General features: G+C 38.0%; 21 protein-coding genes, 1 other RNA gene and 1 other annotated feature. Of the genes, 11 read left to right on the top strand and 11 right to left on the bottom strand.

Annotation, left to right across the window (positions count from 1 at the left end):
• Positions 1 to 41: 41 nt before the first annotated feature.
• Positions 42 to 159, bottom strand: a sequence feature (Phe leader region).
• Between the two features lie 192 nt (positions 160 to 351).
• Positions 352 to 3366, top strand: coding sequence for an EAL domain-containing protein (locus H5092_RS10665; RefSeq protein ID WP_182712752.1), 3015 nt, complete (start codon positions 352 to 354; stop codon positions 3364 to 3366).
• Between the two features lie 12 nt (positions 3367 to 3378).
• On the opposite strand, the gene H5092_RS10660 is transcribed toward H5092_RS10665, so the two are convergent.
• The gene (locus tag H5092_RS10660; RefSeq protein ID WP_002962947.1) at positions 3379 to 3708 is read right to left on the bottom strand and encodes a translation initiation factor; all 330 of its coding nucleotides are present in this window, start codon (positions 3706 to 3708) and stop codon (positions 3379 to 3381) included.
• 135 nt (positions 3709 to 3843) lie between these two features.
• Here H5092_RS10660 and H5092_RS10655 point away from each other — a divergent pair, with 135 nt between their 5' ends.
• From H5092_RS10655 to H5092_RS10640, 4 genes are all read left to right on the top strand, one after another.
• Entirely contained in the window at positions 3844 to 4149 is a 306-nt protein-coding gene (locus tag H5092_RS10655; protein ID WP_149602997.1) for an STAS domain-containing protein, read from the top strand.
• On the top strand, positions 4149 to 5798 hold the full coding sequence (locus H5092_RS10650; protein ID WP_182712753.1) for a SpoIIE family protein phosphatase: 1650 nt from the start codon (positions 4149 to 4151) through the stop codon (positions 5796 to 5798). Before H5092_RS10655 ends, H5092_RS10650 begins: the two co-directional genes overlap by 1 nt.
• Positions 5799 to 5854: 56 nt before the next feature.
• A complete protein-coding gene (locus tag H5092_RS10645) occupies positions 5855 to 6514 on the top strand; it encodes a GAF domain-containing protein (protein ID WP_182721455.1) in 660 nt (219 codons plus the stop codon).
• An 80-nt stretch (positions 6515 to 6594) separates the two neighbouring features.
• A complete protein-coding gene (locus H5092_RS10640; protein WP_002962951.1) occupies positions 6595 to 7785 on the top strand; it encodes an amino acid aminotransferase in 1191 nt (396 codons plus the stop codon).
• A 73-nt stretch (positions 7786 to 7858) separates the two neighbouring features.
• Here the strand turns inward: H5092_RS10640 and H5092_RS10635 are convergent, their stop codons facing one another.
• Entirely contained in the window at positions 7859 to 9061 is a 1203-nt protein-coding gene (locus H5092_RS10635; protein WP_182733473.1) for an aromatic amino acid transport family protein, read from the bottom strand.
• A gap of 216 nt (positions 9062 to 9277) precedes the next feature.
• On the opposite strand from H5092_RS10635, the gene H5092_RS10630 reads away from it, so the two are divergent.
• Entirely contained in the window at positions 9278 to 10171 is an 894-nt protein-coding gene (locus H5092_RS10630; RefSeq protein WP_024595662.1) for a DMT family transporter, read from the top strand.
• A 5-nt stretch (positions 10172 to 10176) separates the two neighbouring features.
• Here H5092_RS10630 and H5092_RS10625 read toward each other — a convergent pair whose 3' ends face one another.
• Positions 10177 to 11055, bottom strand: a complete 879-nt coding sequence (locus tag H5092_RS10625; RefSeq protein WP_024595663.1) for an OmpA family protein — start codon at positions 11053 to 11055, stop codon at positions 10177 to 10179.
• Between the two features lie 202 nt (positions 11056 to 11257).
• Between H5092_RS10625 and rnt the strand changes: the two genes are divergently transcribed.
• Positions 11258 to 11962 (top strand): ribonuclease T, encoded by a 705-nt coding sequence (rnt, locus tag H5092_RS10620; RefSeq protein ID WP_182733472.1) that lies wholly within the window; start codon positions 11258 to 11260, stop codon positions 11960 to 11962.
• On the opposite strand, the gene H5092_RS10615 is transcribed toward rnt, so the two are convergent.
• Positions 11946 to 13571 carry a DUF342 domain-containing protein gene (locus H5092_RS10615; RefSeq protein ID WP_182733471.1) on the bottom strand — a complete coding sequence of 542 codons (1626 nt, stop codon included), beginning with the start codon at positions 13569 to 13571 and terminating at the stop codon, positions 11946 to 11948. The two genes, rnt and H5092_RS10615, sit on opposite strands and share 17 nt — an antisense overlap.
• 263 nt (positions 13572 to 13834) lie before the next feature.
• Between H5092_RS10615 and ssrA the strand changes: the two genes are divergently transcribed.
• Positions 13835 to 14191, top strand: a transfer-messenger RNA (tmRNA) gene (ssrA, locus tag H5092_RS10610).
• 98 nt (positions 14192 to 14289) lie between these two features.
• Here the strand turns inward: ssrA and H5092_RS10605 are convergent.
• From H5092_RS10605 to H5092_RS10595, 3 genes are all read right to left on the bottom strand, one after another.
• Entirely contained in the window at positions 14290 to 15423 is a 1134-nt protein-coding gene (locus H5092_RS10605; RefSeq protein WP_182733470.1) for a hypothetical protein, read from the bottom strand.
• A 135-nt stretch (positions 15424 to 15558) separates the two neighbouring features.
• Entirely contained in the window at positions 15559 to 15855 is a 297-nt protein-coding gene (locus H5092_RS10600; RefSeq protein ID WP_182195342.1) for a hypothetical protein, read from the bottom strand.
• Between the two features lie 35 nt (positions 15856 to 15890).
• Positions 15891 to 16895, bottom strand: a complete 1005-nt coding sequence (locus H5092_RS10595) for a YHYH protein (protein ID WP_182733469.1) — start codon at positions 16893 to 16895, stop codon at positions 15891 to 15893.
• A 186-nt stretch (positions 16896 to 17081) separates the two neighbouring features.
• Between H5092_RS10595 and H5092_RS10590 the strand changes: the two genes are divergently transcribed.
• Positions 17082 to 17840 carry a sulfite exporter TauE/SafE family protein gene (locus H5092_RS10590; RefSeq protein WP_024596754.1) on the top strand — a complete coding sequence of 253 codons (759 nt, stop codon included), beginning with the start codon at positions 17082 to 17084 and terminating at the stop codon, positions 17838 to 17840.
• Positions 17841 to 18016: 176 nt separating this feature from the next.
• On the opposite strand, the gene H5092_RS10585 is transcribed toward H5092_RS10590, so the two are convergent.
• Positions 18017 to 18652, bottom strand: coding sequence for an NAD(P)-binding oxidoreductase (locus tag H5092_RS10585; RefSeq protein ID WP_182733468.1), 636 nt, complete (start codon positions 18650 to 18652; stop codon positions 18017 to 18019).
• A 182-nt stretch (positions 18653 to 18834) separates the two neighbouring features.
• Entirely contained in the window at positions 18835 to 19158 is a 324-nt protein-coding gene (locus tag H5092_RS10580; protein ID WP_024596752.1) for a hypothetical protein, read from the bottom strand.
• A gap of 318 nt (positions 19159 to 19476) precedes the next feature.
• Between H5092_RS10580 and H5092_RS10575 the strand changes: the two genes are divergently transcribed.
• On the top strand, positions 19477 to 20958 hold the full coding sequence (locus H5092_RS10575) for an OmpA family protein (RefSeq protein WP_182733467.1): 1482 nt from the start codon (positions 19477 to 19479) through the stop codon (positions 20956 to 20958).
• Between the two features lie 57 nt (positions 20959 to 21015).
• On the opposite strand, the gene mnmC is transcribed toward H5092_RS10575, so the two are convergent.
• Positions 21016 to 23025 (bottom strand): bifunctional tRNA (5-methylaminomethyl-2-thiouridine)(34)-methyltransferase MnmD/FAD-dependent 5-carboxymethylaminomethyl-2-thiouridine(34) oxidoreductase MnmC, encoded by a 2010-nt coding sequence (gene mnmC, locus H5092_RS10570; RefSeq protein ID WP_182733466.1) that lies wholly within the window; start codon positions 23023 to 23025, stop codon positions 21016 to 21018.
• Between the two features lie 179 nt (positions 23026 to 23204).
• Between mnmC and fabB the strand changes: the two genes are divergently transcribed.
• A complete protein-coding gene (fabB, locus tag H5092_RS10565) occupies positions 23205 to 24416 on the top strand; it encodes a beta-ketoacyl-ACP synthase I (protein WP_004335606.1) in 1212 nt (403 codons plus the stop codon).
• Positions 24417 to 24517: 101 nt separating this feature from the next.
• On the opposite strand, the gene H5092_RS10560 is transcribed toward fabB, so the two are convergent.
• Positions 24518 to 24883: a hypothetical protein gene (locus tag H5092_RS10560; RefSeq protein WP_024596750.1), complete on the bottom strand. Its 366-nt coding sequence runs from the start codon at positions 24881 to 24883 to the stop codon at positions 24518 to 24520.
• Positions 24884 to 24932: the final 49 nt, after the last annotated feature.

Raw genomic sequence — 24932 nt, 5'->3', positions numbered from 1 at the left:
GGTATCCTCATTCCAAAAGTAGGCTGTTATTACACAGCAAAAACAAAAAAGCCTCCCGGTTGGGAGGCTTTACTATTCGATTGATTTTATCTCACAAACAGGGAAGCCTCTTCTATATAAAGAAGCTAAAAAACGAAAAAAAAGTGCGAGAGATAAATATGTTCATACGGTTAATGTATGGAGAGTTGCCAACAATGTCAATAAAGATCTAAATAAGCTTAGGGTACTATTTATTTACCTTAGGTGGTTATTATAGAAACTTTACAAATAATTTATAAATATGAATGCGGATCTGGTATATTTCGTTAACTGGTTCAAATAATAACAATTATTAATAATTAAGGTTGACCCGTGGTTTACAGACGGCCTCCATCTCGTTTTGGATTGAATTCTTTAAGTGTAAAACTTTCACTGCTTATATCTGCTATTTGTTTAATAGCAGGGGTATGTGCGGCTGCCTTAATGCTTAAATCTGAAGAGAAACAACTTGTTTTTGAAGAACATGAGGTGTTAAAAAGCTCTACAGATTTATTAGTGAAGCAGTTTAATGAGCGTATTAAAACAAAAATAAATATTGCTCAGCAAGCTAATAACGTAGTGACAGAGCAGCTTTTTCAATCTAATTCACCAATTAATTTAGGTAATAAATCACAGTTACAGTTTAATAGCGATGGTACCATTCGAAGTGCCTCGGCTGATGGATTATCAGCAGCATTTTTACCACAGCAAAATTACTCTCCTTTTTATAAACGCCTATTTAATGATTCTGAAATGTTATGGCGTATAATTTCTCCGACTCTGGTACACGACTTTTTTAACTTTTATTTAATTACCGATGACGATTTCATTCGTGTTTCTCCTCCAAACTGGGCATTAAATGCACCAGCCGAGTTTAGAGTTACGCAAGGTACAACGTATAAATATATTAAAAGTATGTTGGGGTCAGAGCGTGAGCCTGCATGGTCAAAAGTTTATTACGATACAGTATGGCGAAAGTGGGTTATTAGCTTACTAGTGCCGGTGTATGTTGATAACGAGTTTTTAGGTGTAACGGGAAGCGATATTTCCCTTAACAAACTTATTTCATTTTTACCTGTTGGCGATAAAGAAAAACACTTACTTGTATTTGATAGTAAAGGGCAATTGTTAGCCCATCCCAATCTAAACCCTGCATTATTAGCTGACTACGGTAGTGACAATAAAGCACTCGCTACTAACGAATTTGTAAACCCAGAACTGCAGTCAATTATTGACGATGCAATTGCGGTGAAGTTACCAGAATATGCCAATTCATTTGAACAAAATGATGAAGCTCACATTATTAATATCCGTAAAATTGATGATTTAGATTGGTACATAGGGGTTTATAAAAAACGTTCATCAACGTTATCTGCGTTACAAGATTTAAAACTGAAGTTTTTTGGGCTCTTTATTTTATACGCAATATTAGTTGCTTTATTGCTGCATCAGGCGCTTTATCAACTAGTACTTCGCCGTTTACATACTTTAGTTTATGCAGTAACAAGCTTTGGTAAAGGTCAGCTAACAACAGAGTTTCCGCCAGAAAACAAAGATGAGATTGGTACCCTTAATGGCTCATTTAGAGACATGACGGTAGAAATCCGCAAACTTATTGATGGTTTAAACCAAAGAATTACAGAAAAAGAAATTGCTGAAAAAGCAGCTAATCGTTTATCTAAAGCGGTCGCGTTCTCGGGCACTGGGGTTGTGATCACCGATGAAAATTTTGTCATTGAGTACGTAAACCCCAAAATGCTCGAAATGACAGGCTATCCAGAAAGCCATTTTAATAGAGCACCATTACTTAATATTATTGCCTCAGAAATGTCTATTTTAATTGAAGATATAGACATAGATTTACGCAGCCGTAATTACTGGCGCGGGGACACATTAATAGCTGGTTTAAACAAAGAGCCAATTTGGGTGTCTTTAAGTGTTTCGCCAATTCGTGAAGAGGGCGGTGAAATAACCAGTTATGTAGCATCAGCACAAGATATTTCGTTTGTAAAAGAAAGCCAGCGTAAAATGGAACAACTGGCTTACTTTGACACCCTTACGGGACTTGCCAACAGAACGTTTTTTAGAATGCAATTGCGTAAATCAATGGCATTAGCAGAGCGCGGGCATTATGCATTTGCTTTGTTTTACTTTGACTTAGACGAATTTAAGCGTATTAACGACACATTAGGGCACGATGCTGGCGATCAATTATTAATTGAAGTGGCAAACAGACTTAAAAAACGTTTACGAGCCGAGGACACCATAGCGCGCTTAGGTGGTGATGAATTTGCAGTGTTGCTCAGTGGTATAGAAAGCCAAGCTCACGCGGCTGATGTTGCCAATACAATTCAAAAAACACTGAACGTGCCCATAAAACTAGGTAGCAATGAAGTTATTGTCAGTGCAAGTATTGGTATAACTATGGCTCCTTACGATAGCTTAGAGGAAGATCAGTTACTCAAACATGCTGATTTGGCAATGTATGAGGCAAAAGCAAAAGGACGTAATACCTTCCACTTTTATAGCCAAGAATTAAACGCGGCCGCAAATGAGCGTTTATTTATCGAAAATGAGTTACGTATAGGGCTCAAAGAAAAGCAATTTGTAGTTTACTACCAACCTCAAGTTGATAGCCGTACTCATCAGGTCGTTGGTTATGAAGCGTTATTAAGATGGTTCCACCCAACTGAAGGCGCAATCCCTCCAGATAAATTTATTCCTATTGCAGAAGCGACAGGCCTTATAGTTGAATTAGGTGAATGGGTGCTTCAAGAGTCTTGTGATTTTGCCGTAAGATTGGCAGAACAAGGTCTAGAAAATAATATATCGATAAACTTATCGGCCCGCCAGTTTAAAGACTCAAGCTTAGTTACAACACTGAGCAAAATGATAATTAAGTCGGGTGTTTCAGCAAAGCGCCTTCATTTAGAGCTGACCGAAAGCATGCTAATGGGTAATGTAGAGGCAGCCATTACACAATTGCACGAGCTTAAAGCATTAGGTATATCTATTTCTATTGATGACTTTGGTACAGGTTATTCGTCGCTCAGTTACTTAAAACGGTTCCCGGTTGATATATTGAAAATTGACCGTTCATTTGTAAAAGATATCCCAGAGGATACAAATGATATGGAAATCACTGCAGCTATTATTGCCATGGCGCAAAAGTTAAAGCTAGACGTGGTCGCAGAAGGGGTTGAGACAATAGAGCAGATGCAGTTTTTACAAAATAATAATTGCTTCATTGTGCAAGGCTATTATTTTAGTAAGCCAATTGCTGAGCACGAACTACCGAATTTGTATGAAAGGTTAAATGAACTCGCAAATAGCGAAGTAACTAGTTAATAAAATTGCGGGTTAACCACCCGCAATTTTAACTTTAAATTTTAACGCTTCTAAAATGCCTTTTAGTTTATCTCGGTCATCACCTTGTACTTCAATAATGCCTTCTTTTACTGCGCCGCCTTGGCCCATTTTGCTTTTTATAGTTTTAGCTAACTTTTTTAAATCATGATCTTTTGGATCAATGCCAACAACTAGCATTACGCCTTTGCCTTTACGCCCTTTTGTTTGACGCTCAATGCGAATAAAACCATCTTTAAAAAGTTTAGCGTGCAACTCTTTTTCTGGTTTCGGCTGGTCAATGCGACCCGTACTAGTTGAATATACTAAGTGACTATCACTCATACCTTACCTTTGTGGATAAAAATGAATTAAATACTGGTGTAAATGATAGCAAATTTGAAGTTGTGTGTTTTTCTTTTTGCTAAATACTTTTAACAGGTTATATTTAGTTCAAAGGAAATATTATTGGAGTTTAATATGAGTTTAACTAAGAATGAATCAGTCGATGGCACTACATTAACAATACAAATTAAAGGTAAGTTTGATTTTAATTTAGTGCAATCGTTTCGCCAAGCTTATGCTCAAATGAGCGAAAAAACAGTAAAGGTTATTATCGATTTAAGAGAGACTGATTATATGGATAGTTCAGCACTTGGCATGTTACTTAACATGAAAAAAACCATTGATAGCCAAGTACAAACCATCGAAATAAGTAATTGCCAGCCTCAGCTTAGAAAAATCCTACAAATTTCACGTTTTGATAAAAAGTTTGATATTAGCTAATGATACATGTGTTGATTGTTGACGATCAGGCGCTCAATCGCATTTTACTAAGTAAAATGCTTGAGCAGGAAGGTTACAAAATTTCAGTGGCTTACAATGGGCTAGATGCACTTAATGTACTTAAAAGAGAGCAAATAGACATTGTTTTACTCGATGTATTAATGCCCGTAATGGATGGTTTTGAAGCAGCTGAAAAAATAAAGCAGCAGTATAGTGAAGTTTACTTACCGATTATTTTTATAACCTCCTTAGAAGATCAAGCAAGTTTTGAGCGGTGCCTCGCGTTAGGTGGCGATGACTTTATTCATAAACCATTTGAAAAAGTTATTTTGCATGCAAAAATTAAAGCACATAGCCGCACCAGAGAGCTAAGTAAAAAATCGAATCAACAAAAAAAACTGCTTGAATATCATCACAATCAAATTGAACGTGAACACGAAATAATTGAGCATATTTTTAATAACTCATTAGAGAATCAAGGCAAGTTTAAAGAGTACCTCGATTTTAATTTATCGCCGGCGTCTATGTTTAACGGCGATATGTTTTTAGTGGCGCAAAGTCCAATAGGCAATCTGTATTGCATGTTGGGAGACTTTACAGGGCACGGCTTAGCGGCAGCTATTGGTGCATTACCTATCTCTCGTGTTTTTTATACTATGGTACAAAAAGGCATGGCGATTAATGACATTGCCTGTGAGCTAAATACACTGCTTTACAATCTCCTACCTGGACACATGTTTTGTGCTGCAACCATTATAGAGCTTAGTGCATCCGGTAAAAGTATTTCTGCATGGATGGGCGGCCTGCCAGATGCGTACCTAATAGATAAAGACGGTAATGTAAAACAAACATTAGAGTCGCAACATATGGCGCTGGGGATTTTAGACGATCAAGAATTTGAATATGAAGTTATTCACTTTGAAACAAATAGTAATACACGCCTAGTATTAGCAACCGACGGTATTATAGAAACAGCAAACAAAGAAGATACATTTTTTGGGGAAGAGCGTTTTTTACAAACCTTAAAAAGTAAATCGATGATTAGTAGCGAAGATATAGTGGCTGACGTTACTAAGTTTGCAGATGGCACTAAACAGCAAGACGATTTAAGCATTGTTTTACTAAATTGCCTGCCTTTAGTTCCTGAGGAGCAAGAGCGAGAAGCATTCTCTACTTTAGCGTTTAATTTATCTTTGAGTTTAAACTCAGAACAAATAAAAAAAACAGACCCCGTTTACGACGTTGTTAATATTTTAAGCAGTGTTGGGGGGCTAAATGCCCATCGTTCTAATATATTTTTACTGTTGTCTGAGGCTTATAACAATGCGCTTGATCATGGTGTACTAGGGCTTAACTCAGAGATTAAAAAACAAGAAGACGGCTTTTTTCGATATTACGAATTAAGAGAGGCAGCTCTTGCTAAACTTACAGATGCGATGATTATTATTGATATGCGCTATTGCCCCGACACGCTCAGTTTATATTTCATTATTTGTGATTCAGGCCGAGGGTTTAGTAGTAAGCACGATGAGTTGGCAAAGGTTAATAATGAATTTGGTAGAGGGGTGTCTTTACTAGAAGAAATAGCCGAAAAAGTAACTTATAACGCCAGCGGTAACCAAGTTGAAATGTGCTACAAGTTGAGCTAGCTCTGCAAAAATATCCATGCTATTATTCTCGAAACTTTAGATGTATGGATGGCCAAATGATTTCTTCTTACCTAAAACAAGCACAACTAAGTGCTAATCCAGCTTTGATTTCAACAGAGCTTGAAAAGCTTGAGTTACATTTAGCAAACACAGCTTTGCCTAATGTATGTTGGGAGTATCAAATACCTGAGCTTGGCGAGGGCGGTGCGTGTAGTTTATTTGGTTACCTACAAGATGAGCCATTCAAATTAACTGATTATCTTGAAAATGATGAGCAAACCCAGTTCAAGCTAGCTAATTTACAAAGTATTGTGAGCTACATTGAGCAACAAACAAGTGTTGATTGGTATGGTATTTATCAATCAACTAATACTAGTGAAGGTAAGCAACTATTAAAATTGGCTTATCATGGTGCACCTAGTCGTCCGTTGTTCCCTTTAACGCAAGCATTTGCGGCAGGTAGTAATAACGTGCAGGTTGCGCTATCTCACAAGGGCCGTATTATTAATAACGTTGAAGAGTACTTATCACAAGGTGGTGAATACTACACATGCGATCCTAAAGTTAAATCAGAAACCTGCTTACCTTTATTTAATACACAAAATGAATGTGTTGGTATTGTAGATGCTGAAGCCTTTAAAAATGATTTTTTTGATGAAAAGACGCTTGCCGTTTTAATTGCATGTTGTATTAAAATTCCTCACTTTCTAGTGTAAATAACGCTAGTCAACATGATGTGCTTTTATGTTAAGCTTAGCTTAACAGCTAACCCCTAAATAACGATAAGAGATAGCCAATGTTCTCAGTATTAAAACCATTACCAACAGATCCTATTCTTGGCCTTATGGCGGCCTATAAACAAGATACAAACCCTAATAAAATTGATTTAGGTGTAGGTGTCTACAAAGATGAGCAAGGCAATACACCGGTTCTTAAAGCGGTTAAAAAAGCTGAAGCGTTTCGTCTTGAAAACGAAATGAGCAAATCTTACATTGGTTTAGCGGGTAACTTAGATTACTGCCAAAAGATGGAGCAGTTACTACTAGGCGAACATCAAGCATTGCTAGCAAATCGCGTACGTACTGCACAAGCGCCAGGTGGTACAGGCGCACTTCGCGTTGCAGCTGAATTTATTAAGCGTTGCAATGCAGATGCAACAGTATGGGTAACTAACCCAACATGGGCAAACCATATTAGCTTGTTTGAAGCTGCAGGCTTAACAGTAAAAGAATACCCGTATTACGATTACGAAAATAAAGACTTACTGTTTGATGAAATGATCAATACACTTAAACAAGTGCCTAAAGGTGATGTAGTTTTAGTGCATGCATGTTGTCATAACCCAAGCGGTATGGACTTAAACGAAACACAGTGGAACACAGTTGCCGAACTTGCAAAAGAAGTTGGCTTTACACCACTTGTTGATATTGCATACCAAGGCTTTGGTGCTTCACTTGAAGAAGATGCACGTGGCTTACGTATTTTAGCTGATGCAGTAGAAGAGCTAATTATTTGTTCTTCATGTTCTAAAAACTTTGGCTTATACCGCGAGCGTATTGGTGCATGTTCACTAATTGCAAAAGATAGCGCAACAGCAGATATTTCAAACTCTGTAATGCTAAGCGTTGTACGTAGTATTTACTCAATGCCGCCAGCGCATGGTGCTGATATTGTTAATACTATTTTAAGCAGTACAGAGCTTACACAATTATGGCACTCAGAGCTTGATGAAATGCGTAGCCGCATAAATGGCTTACGTAGCTTAATTAAAGAAAGCTTAGCAACTAAAGATATTGCGCAAGACTTCTCATTTATTGAACGCCAAAACGGTATGTTTTCTTTCTTAGGTATTAATAAAGAGCAAATTGCTCGCCTACAAAAAGAATATGGTATTTATATTGTTGGTTCTAGCCGCGTAAATGTTGCAGGTGTTAGCCAGTCAAATATTGAATACTTTTCAAATGCTGTAGCTGACGTTTGTAAATAAACGCAGTTAATATAAAAAAACCGCACATCTAATGATGTGCGGTTTTTTTATATCTAAATTAAAACAAAAAGCTTTAACCGATAGCAGGAATTAGCCCCGCCATTTGCATAAACTGCGCAGCAATAATCGTTATGCCACATATAGCTGCTATGCCAAGCCCAATATTCCCACTTTTAACTTTGTAACCTGTTTTACTTGATGTTGTACGCTGTTTATAAACCATTGCTACAGGCAAAAATATTGCAAGTACGACAAGTGCTATTGCAGCGTAACCTAAAGCCATAATAAAGCCTTGAGGATAAAATAATGCAAAGCCAAGCGGCGGAATAAACGTAATTAAGGCCGTTTTAATTCGGTCTGTTTTATTGTCACCTTTTTTAAATGTATCAGCAAAAAAATCGAATAACCCTAAACTCACCCCTAGAAATGATGTCGCAAGTGCTAAATCAGCAAATAACTTAACGGCCGTTGCTACACTTGGGTTATGCGCAATACTTGCTACGCTTGATACAAAGCCACTAAGGCCTTGGCTGTTGAGTAAGTCAGCTTGGCTCATAATACCTTGGCTAAGTAGTTGCCAAAAAATATAAATGACTAAAGGCAGGGCGGCTCCAGCAATCATTACTTTGCGCAGTACTTTTATTTCTACACCAACATATTTAACAATAGAAGGAATAGAGCCATGAAAGCCAAACGAAGTAAATATAACCGGTATAGCTGAAAGGATTAACCCTTGCTCTACAGGTATCTCTAATAAATGCTTACCTTGTACATAAGGGGTTAGCATGTAAAACAAACTAGCTAATACAATAATTTTTACTGTAAATAACACTCTGTTTAGTTTATCTACCTTGCTAGTGCCCAGCGTTACCACACTTGCAATAATAACAGCGAGGATCACAGAGCCAAACTGTGGGGCTATATTTACATCAAAGCCTATATTTATACGCGCTTGAAGTTGTGCACCACCACCTGCAATATAAGCAGCGCATAAAGCGTAAAATAAAAAAACCATCGAAAAATTCGCGATGTATTGTCCGCGCTTTCCAAGCCATAATTTAGCCAATGTATTTAACGTTGCATCGCGTGGTGCATATTGGTGTAGCTCTAGCATGAGTAGTGCGGTGTAGGTCATTAGTAACCAGCTAGCAATTATTAATGCAAGGGCAGTACTAAACCCAAGCCCGGCAGATGCAATTGGCAGTGCCAACATACCTGCACCAATAGTTGTGCCTGCAACAATTAACATGCTTCCAGTTGTTTTATTTTTAAGCACTTAATTACCTTAATTATTATTAATATACATGCACGATATAACTAGTTACTCAAATCTCAAATAGTTTTGTAATAAAAGAGCTGTATTAAAATGTAACCTACAATTTACAACTGTATTTATTAAGGACTTGTATGCATTTAAAAGTATTAAAATAGGGTGGTGAGGGTATAATTTTATATACGTTGGATTGCGTTATAAAACGCTAAGGATTGGCATGTGCCGGTAAAAGTATCGTATTTTTTTATGGTTCTCATTTGGTCTACTACACCACTGGGGATTGTGTGGAGCAGTGAAACAGTATCGCCAACGCTTGCTGTATTAATGCGTATGCTGGTGGGGTTGTTTTTAGGTGGTTTAATTGTTGCCATAACAAACATTAGAGTACCTTGGAGCAAAAATGCATGCTTACTTTATTTTTATTCGAGTATAGGTATTTTTGGCGGTATGTTGTTGAGCTATATGGCAGCTAAAACAGTCCCTTCGGGTATTATTTCGCTTATGTTTGGCCTTGCACCTATTTTGTCAGGGTTGCTTGCTCAGCAATTACTAAATGAACCTAAATTTAGCCCGATTAAATTAGTGGCGTTAGCGTGCGCCCTAATCGGCTTATATTTTGTTAGTTATAACCAAGTACAAAACTCGCAAACTCAAGGGCTCGGGTTACTTTATGTGTTTATGGCTGTCTGCTTTTTTAGCTTAAGTGGTGTGATGATTAAGCGCGTACAAATTGCGATTCACCCTATGGCAACAACATTTGGTGCCTTAGTTTTTGTAACCCCACTCTTTTTTATTGCTTGGTGGTTATTAGATGGTCAGTTGCATATACAGAACTGGAGTGCAAAATCATTGTGGGCAATTGGTTATCTAGGTGTGTTCGGATCTTTAGTTGGGGCTTTGGCGTATTTTCATGTACTGCAAAACCTAAATGCGAGTACGGTATCACTTACTACGCTCATAACTCCTAGCTTTGCGTTAGGCTTAGGAGCTTGGCTAAACAATGAGCCATTAAGCCAAGAGCTAATAATTGGTGCGGTTATTATTTTAATTAGTCTGGGTTTTTTCCAATTTGGTGATAAATTTTTAAAGCGAAAGAGAGTAAGCGCAAATTAGTTTTACTACATTTTCTCTATTTGAATAATTAAACGACGGTTTTTGTCTCGGCCTAAAATGTTATCGTTATTATCAACAAAGCGTTTTTCGCCTAAACCGGTGGTTTGCACTTTTGCTTCATCAACACCCAAGCTCACCATATAATCTTTTATAGTTTTGGCGCGCTTGCGCGATAAATCTAAGTTATTCCAGCGTCCGCCATAACTATCGGTGTATGAGTCAATGCTAATGGACTCTATGCTTGCGTCATTTTTTAGATACTCAGCAATCTTATCAAGACGTTGTTGCGACGATTTAGTTAATTTACTGCTGTTAGATTGATAGTTCATTACAGTAAACGAAATATCTTCAAAGCTGTAAGGGAGTAGCTCATCGCGGCATTGTAAAAAAGCCCAGTAAGCTTGTTTAAAGTTTACACTCGATATGCCAACGGCAATTTTATCGGCACTGTTTTGCCAGTCTTGATAATAAAAAGTAGGGTAGTAGCCTTTTTCAAGCTCGCTAAGCATCTCCCATGCGGTTTTATTGCCCAGCTCACCATCAAACTTTTTAAGTAATTTCATATTTGCAATATCACGGGCCGGTAAGCCTGCTCGCCAAGACGGTGGCACGGCTTTTAAACCAGCAATTGCGTAATTATCTGGGCGTACAACCATATCTAAATTAAACGTTAAGTTTTTATTTTTACTTGCTGAAGCTTTAAAAATAGCTTCCCCATAATAAGGAACTTCATGATTTAATTGGCATTGTAAGCGCGTTGTTTTAACGACTTCCCAGTTGGAGTTGTCTTGGGTTGCTGTGTATTGGCGCATAGCAGCTTGCGAGTGAGTACTGCAAAGCACTGCACTTATACTAAGGCTAATAAATAACAACTTATACTTCATGATGCTCTCCAGCTATCCGGGAATGCCAATAATTTGGCAAATTAACGACTGCAATGATTAGTTTGTTCTCTACGTAACTAACTTACAAGTTAAAGCAAGTTATGTGCCTACAATTTTAAAGCAATAAATACTTAAATCCCCTAGCCTAGGGGGCATCAATTTTGACATAATAGTCAGCTTACACGTATAAACAAAGAAGACTATGGCAAATACTGAGCAAACACCTTTCGCAAAACGCTTTCGTGGATTTTTTCCTGTTGTTATTGATGTTGAAACTGCTGGTTTTAACAAAGAAACAGATGCCTTGTTAGAAATAGCAGCTTCTGTTTTAAAAATGGATGACGAAGGACTGCTCAGCATAGATCATACTGTTCATTTTCATGTTCAGCCATTCGAAGGCGCTAATATAGAACAAGCAGCCATTGACTTTAACGGTATAGACCCGTTTTCACCATTACGTGGCGCAGTACCTGAAGATGAAGTAATTAAAGAAATATGTAAAGTAGTACGCAAAGCGCAAAAGGCCGCTGGGTGCCAACGCTCAGTTATTGTGGCGCATAATGCCGCATTCGATCATGGCTTTTTAAATGCAGCAATAGAGCGTAATAACATTAAGCGTACGCCATTTCATCCGTTCGTAAGCTTTGATACAACATCTTTAGCGGGTTTAGCGTTAGGGCAGACTGTATTAGCAAAAGCATGTAGAGCGGCAGGTATCGAGTTTGATAACAGCCAAGCACACTCAGCGCTTTACGACACAGAACGTACAGCTGAGCTTTATTGCTTAATAGTAAATCGCTGGCAGCAATTAGGTGGTTGGCCATTAGCGTCAACTGATGATTGCGACGCTAATAACAAAGTTGAAACTGATACACAAAATAACGAAGAAACTAAAACGTCTGAGTAATTTTACCCTCAGTTAGCTTAACTAGGTGGGGCGGGTAAATACGCGAAAATTGTTTAGAATCTTTCGCTATTTTAAGCTCCACACCAGGGTGCATTAATTCATTTACTTTTAAACGACTACTGGCAAGTAATTGCACTATTTTTTGCTTAATAAGTAGTTTTTGACGATGAATATGTGCAGAGCGTATTTTTATATGCTTTTCATTTTCAGTTATCTTATTCATGAATTGCTGGCGCTGAGCAGCCCCCGCAATTTTACTCGCTTTTTCACGAGCCTGTTGTAAAGCGGTTACTTTAGTCGCAAGTACTTTTTCAAAATCGGTTATTTGTGTTTGCTTTTGGCGAAGCTCAAACCAGAGTTGCGCTAAAAATACGCGCGTTTTAGTACCGGCTGGCGCGCCTAGCTCACCTGTTTCAATGCGCATAGCATCTAAAATATTACCGCCAATAATTTTACCTCGCGGATCGTTTGCTTTGCCTACACGTATTAACCGCCTAGCACTTAAATCACAATGTAGAGCTTGGCGTTCAATAAATAAATCTTGTTCGGATTTAATATTGCAGTACTGAGCATAACCAATAGAAATAGTTCGCAGAGCGGTTATAGAGCATGTAAATGCTTCCTCGCCTTCACGTTTTCTACCAATTGCGCCAAGCATAATGGTTACCGCACTTTTACTTTCAACAGCTCCTGATTCTACAAAACCCAGTACCGTAATATCACCATTGGCTTTTACACGCATGCCGTCTTTAATATCGCCAGTAATAATTACGCTACCATCAAAATCAACGTGGCCTGTACTTACATCTACGTTATCAAAGCATAAAACGTCATCTACACGCATACCTCGGGGTAGGGCAACGGGCACACCTTTGCAGTCGGCAATAAGCATATTAGGATTATTAGGATCTACTTTTGTACCTTCGAAAGGCTGGAGTTGGTGATCTGTACCTGGTTTTGCACTAATTGAATCGCCAAATACCGTATAGCCATCTTCTCCAGGAGTAGCGGCAATACGCTGCATTAAGGGAGTACCAGGTTTTACGGTGATAATAGCGCCAAGATTTTTCATATCAACCTTACCACCTTCCTTAGCTTGTGGGCTAAGCACACGGTCTTGGGCTGTTGAGCATAAGCGCACAAATTTAGCATCGCTGCCTTTTTTAGGATTACGCCCATGTGCAATTATGGCGCTATAAGAGCTTCCTGCTGGTTTTTCAAACTGCTGGCCTAAAAAGGTATCAAGCGCGCGTGGGCTTATTCCTTTTTTAACACCTGCATCAGCAAGCGCTTTTTGCGCACCTTCCATAGACAAAAGCGCACCACCTTTAGCGGTAGTTAATGTTGCTTCTGCGACCATGTTTTTTTCATCAATATTAATGACAAGCGACGCATCTACCGCTTTAGCAACGACAAGTGATACTTCCTGATAGTTTTTAGTTGGCGCAAAAAGCTTTCCAATATTGGCAATGACAGCTTCGTACTCACTAAACTCAGATTGTTCGAGCATTTGCGTAAGCTGAGTACTCGTAACAGGAAAGCCACTATCAATAGGGTGACTAACTAAAGAGACAACCCCTGTATTTTGATCAAATGAAAAAACCGACATTTATTAATTCCCTACTCTATGCCTGTTATTATTTTTGTTTTTTACAACTAAAGGTTTAGAAATGACAAAAACCTTAACTCCTTATTTGAACACAGGTTAAACACATTGTTAAGCAAATGTTTATATGGGCTTGCATAAACTAAATTTTGGTTACTTAATGCTCGGTTAGTGCACGTAATTAAAATAAAGCGTTACTAGGCCTTGAGTATCAGTACTTTACTCAGTTATACTGTTTGCACGCTCTGAATTGAGTTACTAATTCAGGGGCTGATTAGGATTCGACGGAATTCAAGAAGCCCAAGGTGCATGTCGAGGTGCGGTTTGCCTCGTTAAACAGCCGCAACCTAAAGTAATCGCAAACGACGATAACTACTCTCTAGCAGCTTAGGCTGGCTAGCGCTCCTTCCATGTATTCTTGTGGACTGGATTTTGGAGTGTCACCCTAACACCTGATCGCGACGGAAACCCTGGCCGGGGTTGAAGCGTTAAAACTAAGCGGCCTCGCCTTTATTTACCGTGTTTGTCCGGGACTTAAAGGTTAATTAAATGACAATACTAAACATGTAGTACCGACGGTCGAGGCTTTTCGGACGGGGGTTCAAATCCCCCCAGCTCCACCAATAAAGGTTTTTGAACTCGTTATTCGAAAACCATAAGAAACCCGCAAATTTGTTAATACAAATTTGCGGGTTTTTTTATGGAATTTATAAAATAAAGTTTAAGAATGTCTTATAGCACGTAGTTTCATTTTTATTGCAATCACAAGCAGGCTAAATAACGACAGCATACTTATTAACAACGTTAGGTTAAGTATAGGGTTACTTGGCTCGTAGGTAGTGACAGGAGAGTTGTTGGTAGTTTGCGAGTTTTGATGTTGCCTAATATAGCTTTGGCTGATCCAATCTACCGCGTTTATCCATTGTACCTTGGCGGGGTCAGTATTATTGAGCATCCCTATTGCGTGCTTATCGTTATCTAAGCTTTTTGAAAGTTGTACCAGTTGCTGCCAAAATTCATTTTTAGGGCCTAGGTCATCTATTTCTTGCAGGTGCTGTTGTAATTTATCGCCCCCCATCGTTTTTATATCAGCTTGTCCTGTACTTTGCGCGTAGCTATTTATTAGCGATGAAAAGCGACTAAAGTACTCATTACTTTTTTGCTGTGTAGGGTTAGCTGCTTGCTCGTTTGTTACTTTTTGTGTTGGTTGATTTAGGCTGTTTTGATCAATCAAATATTGTTTATAGTTTTGGTAACTTAAGCTGTTTGTAGTTGTGTTATTTGTGGTTCCATTATTTAGAGTGCCAAAATTGTTTTTAAGTGCATTAACACTGATCCCTACGCCTATTATGGTAATAATACAAAGTGCGCAATAGCAAAAGTACAATCCGCTTTTTAAAGTGTTACGCAGTAATTTATATTTATTATAACTTTGCTTAATAGCTGCAGCTGTATTTGGGGCTTCGTCTGTATCTAGGCGTTCGTTTTGTATTGAAATACTTTTGCCATCAGTGCGTTCACTAATGTGTTTATCTGTATTTTTGTTGTGCTCAGTGAGTGCTATTTGATTATTTTTAGATTGAGAGGTTACAGTAGAGAGTTGCGGTTCTACTTTAGTAATTAATCCTAGCTTTTTTAGTGAGGATTCTGTTTTAACAGCATCAATACTCGATAAGTCTTTTTTTAAAGCGTAAGCTTTTCCATCAAATAACTGAACAACAATATTATGAGGAATATTTAGAAGTTGGCTAAGTTTTTCTTGGGCAGAGGTAAGGTCAGTATTTTGATATAACTGACCATTAAAAACAATTTTAAATGTAGCGCTCACGTTAGTACCTTGCTTGTGTAATTCCATTTTTGGAATTCTATTTTTATTATTTGATACACAAAGCTAATTTAACAGATAAAGGGTATGCTTTCTAATGATTTGTGATTAAAAAAAGCCTTAACAAACAGCGTTAAGACTTTGGCGTGTAGCTGTTACTTTACTTTATCGTTTTGCGAGTGATTTTACAGATTGCTTTTGATCACTGGCAGATTGGGTTGCTTTGTCTATTAATGTTTCAAGTGGTTTATTTCGAACGCACATAAGTACTTTGTTCATTGCTTGGCATGTGCCTGTCGCTTTTTTATCATGGCTTGTGTAGCTACAACCTTCATTAATGGCTTTTTCTTCACATGCTTCCCAAGGCGCGTTTGAGCCGTGGCCTGCATGACTTAGCGCTGAGCATGAGGTAGCAAGTAAAAAGCCAGTGGTTAATGCTTTTATTACGTTAAATATTTTCATTAGTATCTCAGTTAATTATTTGGCCAGAATGCGAGTTATCTTGCGGTAGCACCTTTAAAACAACCAATAAACATGTTTTCAGATACATCGGCTGCATGGTAGTGGTATCCGCGTGTATCGTCGGTGTGGCCTCTACATTCATCTAAATCAGTGGGTTCTAATCCATCTTCGTTAAGCATGCCAAATATACCAAATCCATCGAGTGCATAACCCATCATGGCGGCATGACCATCTGATTGGATTTGTGTTTGGCTACAGCCTGCTTCACCGTGGTAGTGATAACCTGCTACTAAGTTAATATGCCCAGCGCAATCATCAAAGGCTGCAATAGTGTATGCGCCTAGAATAGCCTCAACAGGGGCGGATGCAGCAAGTACAACACCATTTAGAGCAACACCTACATTAGTGTTACCAATACTGCTATTTTGAGTGGTTGCAACAGGCGTTATTGGTATTAAAAATGATTCTGATATACCGCCATCAACATAATCAATAGAGCATTCTACGCAGTGATTTTGGTATTGCTCCTCTACGTTTGGACGTGCAGCACCATCACACGATTCTTTTGTGTCTGTTACATTTACAAGGCCTGTACCTTCGTCGTATAGCTTCCAATGGCTATCGTTATACAATGTTGGTAGATTTAAAATAAAGTCGCCAGTTATATCGTAAACCTCACCGGTGCCATCAAACCAAATACCGGCTTCGTCTGCTGTTGATGTGATATTTCTAGGGCAGAATACACCAATCTCGTAATTTGAAGGCGCACCGGCTATATCAATTTTGTAGCATGAAGCTTCATCGCCATTACTTAGCGTACATGTTTGAGTTGTAATTGATGAAATGAGCGCATCGCTTTCAAAGTTAAAAGGGTCAACTTCAACAACGAAATCGGTTGAAGTATCTGTTGTAGTGCCCTCATCGGTGGTTGTTTCAGTTACGACGGTATTTTCAGCATCACTACCGTTACAGGCAGCTAAGCCCAGTGCAAGTATGCACACTGTAAGCGGTGCTAAAATTGGTGCGTTAAGTTTTCTCATCAGAAATATCCGGTAATGAAGTTGAATGTATAATATTTGTTAAATGTGCAAACAAAGTGCAAAAACAACGCAACATAATACATTGCCTGAAATAGAGACTTATAACACTTGCTATAGGTGTATGTTGTACCTTTTATTGTTTAAAATACTGCGACTTTAAAGTACCTAAATAGGCAGTGGAGTTTTATGGACTTTTTATTTCCCGATAGTATGTCTTTATTTTTGTTTCTATTAATGATGATCACCGCTGGCTTTACTTCTTTTATATCTGCTGCATTTGGTGCGGGTGGCGGGCTAATGTTGCTTGTTGTTATGGCGTCGTTTATGCCTATGGCAGTTGTTGTGCCTGTGCATGGTTTAGTACAGCTTGGCTCTAATGCAAATAGGTTATTACTCAGCTTTAAGCATATTGATAAAAGCATGTTTGTATATTTTGCGTTAGGCGGCTTAGTAGGGGCGGGGTTATCAAGTTTTGTTATTGATGATATATCGCTTGATGCTATGAAGTTAGTGGTCGCTATTTTTGTTATTTATTTACTGTGGGGTAAAACACCGCCAGTAAAATTAACCTCTAAGTTATGGCGTATGGTCGCCGGTGGCATAACGACTTTTATTTCTATGTTTGTGGGAGCGAGCGGGCCATTAGTTGGTAGCTGTTTATATATAAATAATTACGAAAAGTTAAAATTTACGGCAACGTTTTCGAGCATTATGAGTGTGCAGCATTTATTAAAAGCGGTAATTTATGGTGCTGTTGGCTTTAGTTTTTGGCAATGGATGCCGCTTGTAATTGCTATGATAATAAGTGGTGCTGTAGGTACTTGGTTTGGAATTAAATTACTTAAAAGTATGTCTGGGGATAAATTTGAGCGTATTTTTAGAGTCGTTTTAACGTTATTAACGCTACAACTCGGTTGGCAAGGTATTAAAATATTACTCCACTAATTTACTTAGTGGAGTAAATTTAATTTTATTAAACATAAATCACTTAAGCGAATTAAACAATTCATTGCCTAAAAACTACCGGTGCAGAGCGACTACACTGTAATTTTTGGGCTTATCGATGAACTATACTAATCTGCAATAATTGTTTATACGTTTAAATAAATTGGTATTAAAGCTTATTTAACAGCGGCTTTAATTGGTTTGTCGCCATCAAATAACTCAAAAATGCGGTTACTAATAAATGAGTTAGTCGCAATATGTAATAATGCATTGGCTACGTTTTCGCGGCTAATTTTAGCCTCAGAACGATCACTTGGTCGCTGCGTTGTTACTTGCATTGAAGCGCTATCATCAGTCAGTGTACCAGGGCGAACAATGGTATAATTTAAACCACTATTTATTAAGTGCTCGTCAGCCATGTGCTTGGCAACTAAGTAAGGTTTTAAATCACCTTGAATCGAATCTGGGTCGTCTGCACCGATTGAGCTGACCATAATAAAGTGTTTAACGCCATGCTCTTTTGCAAAGGTAGCTGCTTTAGTTGCAGCCCATAAATCAATAAGTACAGTTTTATCATCGCCTGTACTTCCGCCAGAACCTGCAGCAAAAATCACTTGGTCACAGCCTTTCATTGCTTCGCCAAAATCGCCTTCAAGATCTTGCTCAACAATAGTTAAAAAAGAGCTGTTTAAATCACTTAGCTTATTTTTGTCACGCACTAATGCAACAACATTTTGCTCATTTTCTAAAAGTAGCTCAGTTGCCATTTTACCTATTTGTCCGCTTGCGCCAATAATTAGGGTCTTACTCATAATTAACTCCTTCCAATAAATAGTAAAAGTAATGTGCTTACAAACAGACCTTGGGGTAGGGGATAATTTTTAAAGGGTAAAAAAGAGTTTAAATGAGCTAATTTCAAAAAATACTTTAATTAAAATTCAATACTTAACTGAGTATTAAAATTAGCTGCTTTTGGCGTGTTTTTTAGAACTTTTTATTCAACCATTATACTCACTTCGGTCACATAACTACGGCGATATAGACTAATACGAACCTTATGTTCTTGGTAATTATAAAACAAAGTGCGATATGTATTATTGCCGCTTGTTTTTAACGGCTCTCCTAATTTTTGCTGATAAAAGCGAGCGATATCAGAAATTGAATCTGTTAAATAACCAGTGCGTACCATTGGATATTCGCCGGCTACATCCATTGTTGTAACAAACTCTTCAGGAAGTGGGATTTCAGTGACGTTTTGGCTAAGTACATTAAACGATAGAGTGCATAGCAGTATTATTAAAAATGCTAAAGTTTTCATTAAAGTCCTTTAAATAATAAATTCCATTTATTGGTACTCATCTTACCTCAATAAGCACCTTTGTCATTTAAATTTTATTACGAATTAAATCTCGTACTAAAAACCGAGAAGGTTGAATAGCTTGGCTTACACGTTCGCTTAATGGGCGAGGCTCGTTATTTAAACAGCTTATTAACCGACGCATTATACAACTCTTAATATGGCTGCACTTCAGTTATACGTTGAAGTGTGAAAAAGTTACACAAATAAGGATCGTTGAATTAAGTTTGCTCATTAGGCATAGTGCTAATGTAAACTAATACTTTAAAAGGAATTTCCATGAAAAATAGTATTATCAAAGTACTTTTAATTTGTACTGCCTACCTGTGCTGCGCGTTTAACCTGCAAGCAAAGCTATTACTAACGGCTTACCCCGATGCGAAATTAGAAGAAAAATTCACTTTAGCGGGTGAAGAAGCACAGTTTGTATCAGCCTTTAATCCTGCGCTAAAAAAATCTCAAAAATTTGAATATAAGACATTTATTGGTGATGTAAGTCATTTTTCTTATCAAATAAAGAATGTTGCTTCTTTAAAGGTAATAGAAAACTACAAAGACGCTTTAAATGATGCTGGATTTAAAGTTTTGTATATATGTTCTTTAAACGATTGTTATGAAAAGCGAGAGGATAAATTGCTGGCTGAAGAGTCGAGCTATTTCAACGTGTCTAGTTATTACGGACAACCACATTATATTTACGCAGCAAAAGGAGAGGTTCCTGAAGCTGCCATTTCGTTATTTGTTGGACAATATAAAAATACGACACAAGCGCTTTTGACTACGATCAATATTAAAGAAATTGAAACTGGACTAATAAAAGCTGATTTTGAAGCATTCAAGAAAAAAGTTAATAATAAAATAAAAAAATCTACACATGGAGATTATAAAGGTTCTGCAGATCATCCTTTATTAAGTCGTTACCCTGGTAGCTATATCGAGGATTATAAAAATATTGATTATGAGGAGTTTAGTATCCCAATTGGCAAGTCTGATAAAAAAACGAGTACTTCACCTATGCTTGATGTTACAGGAGATTTAACGCGAATTACTTATATTGCGAATAAAGTATCGACGTTAAAAATTTATCATAACTATGTGAGTGCTTTGACTAAAGAAGGTTTTGAAACCGTATTTTCTTGTCAAAAAAATGAATGCGGTACAAAAAGAAAAGAGATTCAAGCATTAGGCGATAAGCTGGCAATCAAACCTGTTTATAACTACTTTCACCAACCTAGATATCAAGTTATGAAAAAAACTCTAAATGAGCAAACTACCTACGTTGCCTTTTTTATAGGTAACTATAATGGCGATTCTCGTATTCAGCTTGTTGTTGCTCGTACAGAGCCCTTAGTGACAGGCTTAATAGAAACGAATAGTGATAAAGTTCTTGAGCAGTTAGAGCAAAAAGGAAAGGCGTCTATTTACGGTATTTTATTTGATTATGATAAAGCCACTATTAAAGCTGAATCTAAAGAGGCGTTAGATGTTATTGCTCAAGTTATGGAAAAAAATAAAAAATTGAGTTTATATGTTGTTGGTCATACCGATGATAAAGGTTCGCCTAATTATAATGTCAACCTTTCAAAGCGCCGTGCTGATGCGGTTGTTAATGCATTAATTGCTGATTATGGGGTAGCTAAAGAAAGGTTATTAGCTCAAGGAGCGGGTCCTTATTCACCCGTTGCAACTAATAAAAATGATCTAGGTCGTGAACTAAACCGCCGTGTTGAATTAGTTGAAAGGTTGTCTAGTTCAAAATAATTTACGTTTTTAATTTATATGCACATTAGATCTATTATTTTAATGTGTATACCTCATTTAAATTTTATTACGAATTAAATCTCGTACTATAAACCGAGCAGGGTGAATAGCTTGGCTTACACGTTCGCTTAATGGGCGAGGCTCGTTATTTAAACAACTTACGAGATGTTCTGCACTTAGCGGTGCGCTACATAAAGCGCGGGCGCCAAAGCCGGTAAAAATATGTAGGCCTTGTTGTGGCTTATTAAGTTGCTCGTACTGATAGCGTTTACCTAAGCGTAAGTTAGCAAAGGCCATTGTATAATCACTTTGTTCGCACCATTGCCCTGCCATTGGTAGGTGATCTATAAATGTGCATCGTACAGCTGCTTTTGCCGAGGTAATATTGCCAAGGGTTGAGGCAAATTCACTTTGCTGATAAAAGCTAAGTAGTTGCTCTTGGTTTAATTGGTTGTCGAGCGCTGTAACTTGACGGCTTTTGGTATTTTTTTCAAACGTGGCTCCCATACAGTGATGATCTAAATAGGCTGGGGTAAAATACCCTTTATGGCACAGCACTGTTTTAAGTTTGCGTGATTGCTCACTTGCCTCAATATGTGAAACTTGCCCGCGTACGCCTACTATTGGTAGCGCTTTTGTTTGCTCAAATGCATCACTGTGCTCGCCTGCACAAATAATTACATCACTAAAAGGACCTAACTGCTCATCATTCGTTAATAAAAACCAACCGCTGTCAGTTTTTTTAAGCTGTTTTATATTGCAGTTAAATACGCTTTTAAATGGGTTTATGCTATTTGCAGCGCTTAACATGGCGTTTACTAATTGCGGAGGGTTAACCCAGCCGCCTTGTTCAAAAAACACGCCCGAATAACCTGTTTCTACGCCGGCTATTTCGTCGCCTTGCTCTGCGGTTACGTTGTGCATTAGCTGGGTTGGCCACAGTTGTTTTTGTGCTAAGTTTTCATGTTTATCGGCCAGAGGCTTTTTTACTGCGTGTTGTAATACGCCGCACCAATCGTAATCAAAATTAAAACCACTGCTAAGTAAGTTGTTATATAGGCGCTTTGCGTATAAAAAGCTATGTGCAAACAATTCGCTGTGCGGTGAATTTTTAGCTTGTAGGTGAGGGTAGATAGCGCCTTGCACATTGTGCGATGCCCCCATAGCTGGTTTTTCATCTTGGCAGAATAATTGGCTTGCTATGCCTCGTTTAGCCAAACTATATAAAATGCAGCTACTGGCTATACCGCCGCCAATGACCGCTACTTTTTTTAAAGCGCTGCTATCTTGATGAAAATATGCAGGAGCTGATTGAGCATCATTTACGCACTCTAGTTGGCCAACAAGCATATCTCTTTTTTGGCCAAAGCCTTTGGCTTTTTTAGTATTAAAGCCTGCATCAATTAATCCACGGCGAACAAAACCTGCTGAAGTAAATGTTGATAAGGTTGCACTTGCCCTTGATATATTGACCATAGAATTAAATAAACTTTGCTGCCACATTTCGGGGTTTTTACTTGGCGCAAAACCATCTAAATACCAAGCGTCAACTATTCCTGTTTGCGGATAGCTCATTGCTTGTATTGATTCAAGTGCATCACCAAAGTATAAATCGAGAACAACCAGTCCATTGTCAAATTCGAGTCTGTGGCATCCTTCTAAATTAATTGGGTATTGTTTAGATAATTTGTTACTAAAGGCGCTTAATGATGGCCATGCCTGTAGTGCTTTGTTTAAATCGTCTATGTGCAGTGGATATTTTTCAAATGAAATAAAGTGTAAGCGTTTAACACCATTATCTAATTGATTTTGAACTTGTTGACGTGCAAGGTGGTCAGTAAAGCGTTGCCATGTATTTAAAAAGTTTAAACCTGTACCAAAGCCGGTTTCAGCAATAACAAAATGTGGCTGGTCATGATTTTGTAATCGTGCATCTATATTATTTTGCTCATAATACACATAATGCGATTCAGCTAAGCCATCGTCATTAGAAAAATAAATATCACCGAAGTCATTAGCGAAAGGTGTACCTAAATTATTAAAGTGTATATGTGCATTTTTGATCATGATTTTTTAATTTTATAGATATATTTTTTAATTATTTTACGGGTTTTCTTTGAAATAGTCTGGCGTTATTTATAAGCTAGCAGTTCAGAGTACAAGTGTACGCTAGAAAGCTGACCACTTAGGTGATTAAATTCGCGTAAAATAGAATGCAATTAAGTATTAAGCTAAGGGAATTACCCATGAGAAGAGCTGTAATTACAGGTATCGGTGTTGTATCAAGTATAGGTAACAACAAAGAAGAAGTATTAGAATCGTTAAAAACGGGCAAAAGCGGCATCGCTTTTAATCAAGAATTTGCCGATTATAAGTTACGTAGTAACGTATCGGGTAAAATTGATATTGACGTTAAAGCACACGTTGACCGCAAAGCAATGCGCTTTATGGGAGATGCTGCTGCTTACTCTTATATTTCAATGACGCAAGCAATTGAAGACTCAGGTTTGTCTGACGACCAAGTATCAAATGAGCGCACGGGTATTATTGTTGGCTCTGGCGGTGGTTCGTCTAAATGGCAAGTAGAAGCTGCTGATATTTTACGTGAAAAAGGCGTAAAACGTGTAGGGCCTTATATGGTGCCACGCACTATGGCGAGCACTACATCTGCTTGCTTAGCAACACCATTTAAAATTAAAGGTGTTAACTATTCAATTAGCTCTGCATGTGCAACATCTGCGCATTGTATTGGTAATGCAGTAGAGCAAATCCAGCTTGGCAAGCAAGACGTTGTGTTTGCTGGTGGTGGTGAAGAGCTACACTGGACATTGGCAATGGAATTTGACGCTATGGGCGCACTTTCTACTAAATACAACGAAACACCTGAAAAAGCATCTCGTACATACGATGCTAATCGCGATGGTTTTGTTATTTCTGGCGGCGGCGGTATTGTTGTAGTTGAAGAACTTGAACATGCACTTGCACGTGGCGCGCACATTTACGCTGAAATTGTTGGCTACGGTGCAACATCAGATGGCTACGACATGGTTGCTCCATCTGGCGAAGGTGCAGCACGTTGTATGCGCCAAGCTATGCAAGATGTAGATAGTATTGATTACCTAAACACGCATGGTACATCTACACCAGTAGGTGACGTTAAAGAGCTAGGTGCGATACAAGAAGTGTTTGGTGGTAAATCACCAATGATCAGCGCAACTAAAGCAATGACGGGTCATGCCCTAGGTGCTGCAGGTGTTCACGAAGCTATCTTCTCATTATTAATGCTAGAGCACAGCTTTGTAGCACCTTCAATTAATATTGATGAGCTAGATGAGCAAGCGACAGGTTTAGATATTATTACTGAGCGTCGTGATGTTGAGTTAAATACTGTAATGTCTAATAGCTTTGGCTTTGGTGGCACAAACGCGACTTTAGTGATGAGTAAGTACAAAGGTTAATTTGAGCTTATAAGCCCTATATGCAAACGCATAACTGGGCTAAATAGTCCAAAACAAAAAAGGAAAGCCGAGGCTTTCCTTTTTTATTATCGAAAGTTTAATTAACCTTCGTTATGTTCTTGACGCGCTTGCTCAATTTCGTCTGCAATTTCTTGCGCTTTTTGCTTAGTTTTTTCAGTTAACTCGCCAGCAGCTTCTTTGCTTTTAATCCATGCGTCAACCGCAATCTCTTTGCCGTCGTCGTACATGTCTAAGCCCATTGCTTTACTTTGCTCTAATAGCTCGTTTAAAGACTCGTCATTTTTAAGATCGTTAGTTGTCTCTTTAACGTCGTTCCATGCATCACCAAGCTTTTCTTGCATTTGTGCGCTTTTATCTTTTGCATCTTCTTTAACTTCGTTGGCATCTTCACAACCAGTTAATGTAATTAAAGTGCCTAATAAAGCTAAACCTGCTAATTTATTCATGTGCTATCTCCTTTAGAGACTGATAATTAATTCGAGGCAGACTATACAA

It is taken from the genome of Pseudoalteromonas sp. SR41-7 (assembly GCF_014163935.1).
Lineage (GTDB): Bacteria > Pseudomonadota > Gammaproteobacteria > Enterobacterales > Alteromonadaceae > Pseudoalteromonas > Pseudoalteromonas distincta.
This window is presented reverse-complemented; position numbering and strand designations above follow the sequence as displayed.

Excerpts from the sequence above, each read along its gene's own strand:
- H5092_RS10600 (WP_182195342.1), bottom strand. The coding sequence starts at position 15,855 with ATGAAAATATTTAACGTAATAAAAGCATTAACCACTGGCTTTTTACTT.
- H5092_RS10605 (WP_182733470.1), bottom strand. The coding sequence starts at position 15,423 with ATGGAATTACACAAGCAAGGTACTAACGTGAGCGCTACATTTAAAATT.
- H5092_RS10640 (WP_002962951.1), top strand. The coding sequence starts at position 6,595 with ATGTTCTCAGTATTAAAACCATTACCAACAGATCCTATTCTTGGCCTT.
- H5092_RS10590 (WP_024596754.1), top strand. The coding sequence starts at position 17,082 with ATGGACTTTTTATTTCCCGATAGTATGTCTTTATTTTTGTTTCTATTA.
- H5092_RS10580 (WP_024596752.1), bottom strand. The coding sequence starts at position 19,158 with ATGAAAACTTTAGCATTTTTAATAATACTGCTATGCACTCTATCGTTT.
- H5092_RS10650 (WP_182712753.1), top strand. The coding sequence starts at position 4,149 with ATGATACATGTGTTGATTGTTGACGATCAGGCGCTCAATCGCATTTTA.
- H5092_RS10655 (WP_149602997.1), top strand. The coding sequence starts at position 3,844 with ATGAGTTTAACTAAGAATGAATCAGTCGATGGCACTACATTAACAATA.
- H5092_RS10575 (WP_182733467.1), top strand. The coding sequence starts at position 19,477 with ATGAAAAATAGTATTATCAAAGTACTTTTAATTTGTACTGCCTACCTG.
- rnt (WP_182733472.1), top strand. The coding sequence starts at position 11,258 with ATGGCAAATACTGAGCAAACACCTTTCGCAAAACGCTTTCGTGGATTT.
- fabB (WP_004335606.1), top strand. The coding sequence starts at position 23,205 with ATGAGAAGAGCTGTAATTACAGGTATCGGTGTTGTATCAAGTATAGGT.
- H5092_RS10595 (WP_182733469.1), bottom strand. The coding sequence starts at position 16,895 with ATGAGAAAACTTAACGCACCAATTTTAGCACCGCTTACAGTGTGCATA.
- H5092_RS10660 (WP_002962947.1), bottom strand. The coding sequence starts at position 3,708 with ATGAGTGATAGTCACTTAGTATATTCAACTAGTACGGGTCGCATTGAC.
- H5092_RS10560 (WP_024596750.1), bottom strand. The coding sequence starts at position 24,883 with ATGAATAAATTAGCAGGTTTAGCTTTATTAGGCACTTTAATTACATTA.
- H5092_RS10615 (WP_182733471.1), bottom strand. The coding sequence starts at position 13,571 with ATGTCGGTTTTTTCATTTGATCAAAATACAGGGGTTGTCTCTTTAGTT.
- H5092_RS10585 (WP_182733468.1), bottom strand. The coding sequence starts at position 18,652 with ATGAGTAAGACCCTAATTATTGGCGCAAGCGGACAAATAGGTAAAATG.
- mnmC (WP_182733466.1), bottom strand. The coding sequence starts at position 23,025 with ATGATCAAAAATGCACATATACACTTTAATAATTTAGGTACACCTTTC.
- H5092_RS10645 (WP_182721455.1), top strand. The coding sequence starts at position 5,855 with ATGATTTCTTCTTACCTAAAACAAGCACAACTAAGTGCTAATCCAGCT.
- H5092_RS10625 (WP_024595663.1), bottom strand. The coding sequence starts at position 11,055 with ATGAAGTATAAGTTGTTATTTATTAGCCTTAGTATAAGTGCAGTGCTT.